General features: G+C 32.3%; 5 protein-coding genes. 1 reads left to right on the forward strand and 4 read right to left on the reverse strand.

The window, feature by feature from the left end; translation table 11 throughout:
- The first annotated feature begins 64 nt into the window (after positions 1-64).
- A complete protein-coding gene (locus ACI3VO_RS07725) occupies positions 65-457 on the forward strand; it encodes a hypothetical protein (RefSeq protein ID WP_439757355.1) in 393 nt (130 codons plus the stop codon).
- 55 nt (positions 458-512) lie between these two features.
- Here ACI3VO_RS07725 and ACI3VO_RS07730 read toward each other — a convergent pair whose 3' ends face one another.
- Genes ACI3VO_RS07730 through ACI3VO_RS07745 form a run of 4 tightly spaced genes read right to left on the reverse strand, consistent with a single transcriptional unit; the run spans position 513 to position 4,192 of the window.
- Positions 513-1,103: a histidine phosphatase family protein gene (locus ACI3VO_RS07730; RefSeq protein ID WP_439757356.1), complete on the reverse strand. Its 591-nt coding sequence runs from the start codon at positions 1,101-1,103 to the stop codon at positions 513-515.
- Positions 1,104-1,123: 20 nt separating this feature from the next.
- Entirely contained in the window at positions 1,124-2,434 is a 1,311-nt protein-coding gene (locus ACI3VO_RS07735; protein ID WP_439757357.1) for a DVU_1553 family AMP-dependent CoA ligase, read from the reverse strand.
- A gap of 2 nt (positions 2,435-2,436) precedes the next feature.
- Entirely contained in the window at positions 2,437-3,879 is a 1,443-nt protein-coding gene (gene trsS / locus ACI3VO_RS07740; RefSeq protein ID WP_439757358.1) for a radical SAM (seleno)protein TrsS, read from the reverse strand.
- Positions 3,880-3,901: 22 nt separating this feature from the next.
- Positions 3,902-4,192: a hypothetical protein gene (locus tag ACI3VO_RS07745; protein ID WP_439757359.1), complete on the reverse strand. Its 291-nt coding sequence runs from the start codon at positions 4,190-4,192 to the stop codon at positions 3,902-3,904.
- Positions 4,193-4,233 lie beyond the last annotated feature (41 nt).

Here is a 4,233-nt window from a genome sequence, read left to right on the forward strand (position 1 = left end):
GTAGTATAATTTATATATATTTTACTTTTTATATAAATTTTTATTTAGGCGGGAGGCTATTCGTATGAATAATGAATTAAAGGAAGTTATAAACAAAATAATTGAATCATCTAATTTCAAAAGCGACAAAGATTTACTACGTTTAAAAAATGAAGTTATGAATCAAGTTTTAGATTGTTTCTCTGAAAAAATCTGTGAAGACAACGAAAAACGTGTAGACTTCATAAGTTCAGATGATGCAGTATTAGAATTAAAGGACAATACAACTAACAAATTATATAGAAGAGCAGTTCCTCTATCATACATAGAAAATTCTAACGGTATAAGATTAACTGGTGAAGACCTTCACGGAAATCCTTCAGAAATAGTATTTTTATCTAGTATAGCTGTTGAAAAAATAATCGACGTAACTGGTAGAGGTCGTAACGAAGCTAGATGCCCAGGACATGAACACTAAACAAATTACAAATTAAGTAAGATATAAAAAGGCGCCTATGTGGCACCTTTTTTAGCTATATATTTTTTTGCAGTATTTCAAATTTTTTATCTTTAAATAAAACTACGTTTATCGCACCGTAGTCCTGTTTTATACTTAAAACATCATTTAGAGGTATTTTATCTATATAAGCTATTAAACATTTAATAACTCCGCTGTGAGTTACTAAAGCTATATTTTCGCCTTCGTTTTCTATCGCCAGCTTATTTAAGGCATTTTTAGCTCTTTCAAAGCATTTTTCAAACGATTCCCCACCGTGCTTATCAAAAGATGCTATATTATTTCCCCTCTCTTGATATTCAAGCGGGTATAATTTTTTAATCTCACTAAACGATTTATTCTCCCAAATACCCATATCTATCTCTCTAAGATCTCTATCTATAAAATACGGTATATTCAGGTAATCAGAGATAATTTTTGCCGATTTTTCGCATCTACTTAAATCGCTAGTGTAAATTTTTTTTATATTCTTATCCTTTAAAAAAACGCCGTTCGATTTGGCCTTTTGGGTACCTTCCTCGCTAAGCTCTATATCAGTTATTCCAATACATTTTTTGATGCCGTCTTCCCAATTTAGTCTGCCATGTCTTATTAAATATATTTTCATCTGTTCTCCTAAGTTAAAAATCAATCGTATATAATTTTTCGTTTACCCATATAATAATTGAGCCATTTATCTGTGTATTCTACTTCTACGTCGATTTTTAATCGATTTGTATCTACTGCTTTTTTAATAGCCTCGATATTTAAAAGCAATTCTTTAGCTTTAGAAATCAATAAATCATCCTCACGCTTGTCATTATTTAAATCTAAGATAGCTAATTTTATATTTAATTTAGATTTATCTTGTATCTCAATTCTACAGTTTATCAAATTTTTTATTTTAAATAAATTTCCGTCTATATCTTTTATATTTATAAATGAATCGTCATCTAAGTAAAATACATTTGCCTCTCTATAATCGATATAGTCAAGTCTCTTTAGTGGACTGCCACATGGACAAGTACCAGGGACAAGTGCGCCTATATCACCCGTTTCATATCTAATTAGAGGCATTGCAGCTCTAGTCAATGTTGTAAGCAATACTTTTCCGACCTTACCATCTTCTAGAGGTTCTTTTGTAACTGGATCTACTACTTCCATAAGTATATCATTTTCTCGAATATGCATACCTGTGTGATATGAACATTCCACTGCGCAACCAAGACCAGCCTCTGTTATGCCAAAATGATTGAAAACTTCACAATCATAGACATCTTTTATCTCGTCTACAATTTCACGACTGACCATATCAGCACTTAAAAGTATGCTCTTTAATTTTATATTTAAATGTTTTTCTTTTATATATCTGCCTAAAGCCAAAATCTCTACTGGCATTCCGACTATACAGTTTACATTGTTTTCTATGATAGCATTTGCACAGTCCTCAAATGTGTCTAAAAGACCATAAGGCACTGGCTTTACTTCTATATTGTGTAGCCCTTTTCTAATTAAGTCTCCTACTCCATTTTCTCTTTCACATGGAAGTAAAATCATCATAGTATCGCCTTTTTGGGCTAATAGACTAATTCCAGCGCCAAAAAAATCGATAGTCAAATCTTGATCTTCTTCTGTAAAATAAATAGTCTTACACTTTCCTGTTGTTCCAGATGTTTTTAATGAAACTATTCTAGATATCTCGCTTTGAGATACACATACCATTTTTTTATCGCATTCTAATATATCGTATTTATTAGTTATAGGAAGCTTTGTAATCTCATCTAATGAGTTTAGCTTATCTATATCCTTATAAAGCCTTCTATAAAAAGGTGAATTTTTTTTAGTGTATTCGATAAGATAGTTAAGTCTTTCGAGCTGATAATTATCTAAATCCTCTCTAGTCAACTTAACCTTCTCATTATCGAATATTTTTTTGTCGATCCAATCGTCTAGTCTCATATTTACTTTCTGTATAAATACTCGCCCTTCGTATTAGTTAAATTATATGCGCAAAATGGTACTAATTTTATGTTTTCATCGTCACTTACAACGTGTATATAACATTGTTTTAATCTATCTATGTCTAAGTTCCATGCATCCTGAAATAGCATAGCAGATATAGCTAATGTGTATTTTTCAAATCGCTCGATAAAATCATCTAGTGATCTTGTTCCTATTACTTCTTGTTTTTTAGGAGCTTCAGTTGAGCAACAGCATGAAGCTTCTTCTATCTTAACTTTCGTCTTTGGTGAGCAGCAACATGAAGTCTCTTCTGCTTCTATAGAACTACAATTTATCGGTTCATTTGTATCTATTCCCTCTCTAGCAGACCACTGTTTAGCGACAAACTCTCTAGACTGCTTTGATGAAGTAGGCTTTGAACAACAAGATGTTCTACTACCTAGAGCTCTCAAGCTTCTATCTTCATTTACTAAGAAGTTCGCGTGGAAAGAGCAATAAGAGTTTTCAGCTCCTCCTGGCATGAAGTCTTCGACCTTCATCTTACCCTTCATTTGATTTTCTATTTCCCTAATCATCTTAGGAATAGTTATTCTAAATGTTTCGTCTCTATTTTCATATCTACCAAAGTAGCTTATAGGTTGGAAATGTACACCTCTTACTGCAGGCATATTGTTTATAGCAAATTCTATGATTTTTCCCAATTGGTCTAAGTTTGCATCCTTTTCTACAGTAGGAACTAGTACTACACCTACACCTGCTTTTTTACAATTTTCGATTGCTTTTAGCTTAGTTCTAAGTAGCTTCTTACCTCTAAGTCTTATATAAGGCTTTTCAGTAAGTCCATCGAATTGCAAAAATACAGTATTTAGTCCAGCTTCAGCTAGCTTCTTAATGTAAGATGCATCTTCGGCTATTCTAATGCCATTAGTATTTAATTGGAAGAAGGTAAATCCCTTTTCCCTTCCTATTTTGATTATTTGATCTAAGTCGTCCCTCATAGTAGGCTCTCCACCTGACAATTGTATATTATATGGACCTCCACAATCCATCAAATAATCGAAATACTCAGCCACTCTTTCTATGCTCACATCAGGCTTCACATCCTCATTAGCTGAGGCAAAGCATATAGGACATTTTAAATTACATCTATCTGTCAACTCTAATAGTACACAGCAAGTCTCTTGTCTATGCTCACTACAAATTCCACAATCATAAGGGCAACCCTTATTTACATCGCTGCCTAGAACCTCTGGAGTTTTATAAACCTCTTTACCTCTCCAATTTTTATAATCTTGTCCTTCCCAGATTAAAGTCTTGAAAAATCCGTGTTCACCACAAGTTTTTTCTAGATACACTCCATCATCGTATTCAACTTTTTGTGCCATAACCTTTTTTAGGCAAACTGGACACACACTTTCTACATAATTTATGATCTTCCCCATAATTTTCTTCCTTTTTACGTCGTTATTTCAGTAAATCGTTTAGAAATTTTTCAAATTCCTCTTTACTATTTTCTACTTTACCGTCTTCAAAACTAACCTTCATAGTTTTAGAATTTATAATCCCTTTAATTTTTGTGTTATCCTGACAAGTTATCATAAATATAGGACGTCTATACGGTTTTACAGTTACTTCACCTAGTACAGATAGCTTGCCATCTATAAATTCTTTATCTAAATTCACACCTATTTTGTACTCATATGTCTGACTGTTTTTAAAGCAGTTTTCTACCTTTTTAACTTCAAAATTATCCATTTACTATTTTTCCTACTGATTCTATAAAGTAATCTACTTCT

Source organism: Intestinibacter sp. (assembly GCF_051866655.1).
GTDB lineage: Bacteria > Bacillota > Clostridia > Peptostreptococcales > Peptostreptococcaceae > Intestinibacter.